The organism is Paenibacillus sp. 23TSA30-6, assembly GCF_014858585.1.
GTDB lineage: Bacteria > Bacillota > Bacilli > Paenibacillales > Paenibacillaceae > Paenibacillus.
The window spans coordinates 1-1,386 of the sequence record NZ_SLTL01000089.1; the positions used below are offsets into that span (position 1 = coordinate 1).

1 protein-coding gene is annotated in these 1,386 nt (G+C 47.1%); it reads right to left on the reverse strand.

Translation table 11 applies throughout. The features are described from left to right. Positions 1-111: 111 nt before the first annotated feature. Complete coding sequence (locus E0698_RS26205; protein WP_238354176.1) at positions 112-1,362, reverse strand: ISL3 family transposase; 1,251 nt, start codon at positions 1,360-1,362, stop codon at positions 112-114. Positions 1,363-1,386: the final 24 nt, after the last annotated feature.

The window sequence follows — 1,386 nt, forward strand, 5'->3', positions numbered from 1 at the left end:
GGCTCTTCGCTCTATTGGATGGGTAACGCCGTATAGAAATAGGTTCATAGTCAAGCTTGTTTCAGTAGATTCTTAAAGAAATGGTATAAAGGGAACGGGGTAAAAATGGGTTTAGGGCCTGTGTGCTGCAAGTGCTGGAAGCCGATGTTTATTCGCGGTCATGTAGACCATAGCTATGAGATTATGGACGTTTCTGTACCCACGTGCTTTTCGTTTGGCTGCTTGCACTAATCCATTTATGCCTTCAAGCAGACCATTGGTCATCCGGCTGTGAAACCAACGCAGAATGCCTTCTTCATGTTGTTTCACGGTCTTCGCCAGATCCATCATCGCTCCCAACTGTGAGCGCCTAGCCCAGCCTAACCACTCCCGTAAATAGACGTCAGCAAAGACGTGCGGGGTCGTCCATAGTTCCTGCATGGCTAATTTTAAGCGGTAGGCTCTGCCTGTTTTTAGGTTTTTGTCCTTCAGGCTTTCCAAGGTATCTCGCTGCTCTGCCTTCAAGTTCGTTTTGTTCTTTAACCATAGATATTTGGTTCGCTTGAGCCCAGGTTCTTCTTTCTGCTCGGCTTTACGCACCTCATCCACGGCTTCATTCACCATCTTCATGACGTGGAACTTATCAAAGGTCATTTCGGCTGCGGGGAACTGCTCTTCAATACCTCGAATAAAGGCGGGAGACATATCGCAGCAGATTTCCTGTATTTGTGCCGATTCTACGCCTTTTTGTAGTAAATACTGGTTGAAACGCGCTAAGGTATCTTTGCCTTTTCCTTCGGTTGCAAAAAGTACCGTTTTGGTGTCCACATCCATAAACAAGGTAATGTAGCGGTGACCCCGACGCGAGGACGTTTCGTCGATGGCGATCCGTCGAACTAAGCTGACGTCCAGTTCGGTCATGGCTCGATTGACGTAGTGATGAAAAATCCGCCACATGCGTGTGTCATGTTCTCGTAATTCACGCGCTGCTGCGTTGACGGGCATTTCAGCCATTAAACGCATGGCCCAGGTCTCAAAATCCAAGGTGAAATGCGACAACGGCCGGGACCACTTCACGGGAATCAACGTGATTTTATTACATTGTTTGCAGTCTGTTCGGGGAACCCGGGCATGTAAATAGGTTTTCCATTTCCAAATATCGAGATGGCGCCACTGTTTTTTCTCTGCATCGTAGGCCTTGCAAGGTGCTCCACAATGCGGACAGGCAAACAGGGCTCCTCGTTCAAAATCAATAAATAAGTGCCAAGCTTCTTCTTGCGGGTCATACTCAATATCAGCTAATTTCCAGGGTTCTTCAAGGTCTAACATGAACTTGAACACATCATTCATTAGATTATCCTTTTTGCTTAATGGGGTCCACATGTTCCATCCCGTCCTCTTCCTATT

Bases quoted from the DNA above. Each gene is read 5' to 3' on its own strand.
- E0698_RS26205 (WP_238354176.1), bottom strand. From the start codon at position 1,362: ATGTGGACCCCATTAAGCAAAAAGGATAATCTAATGAATGATGTGTTC.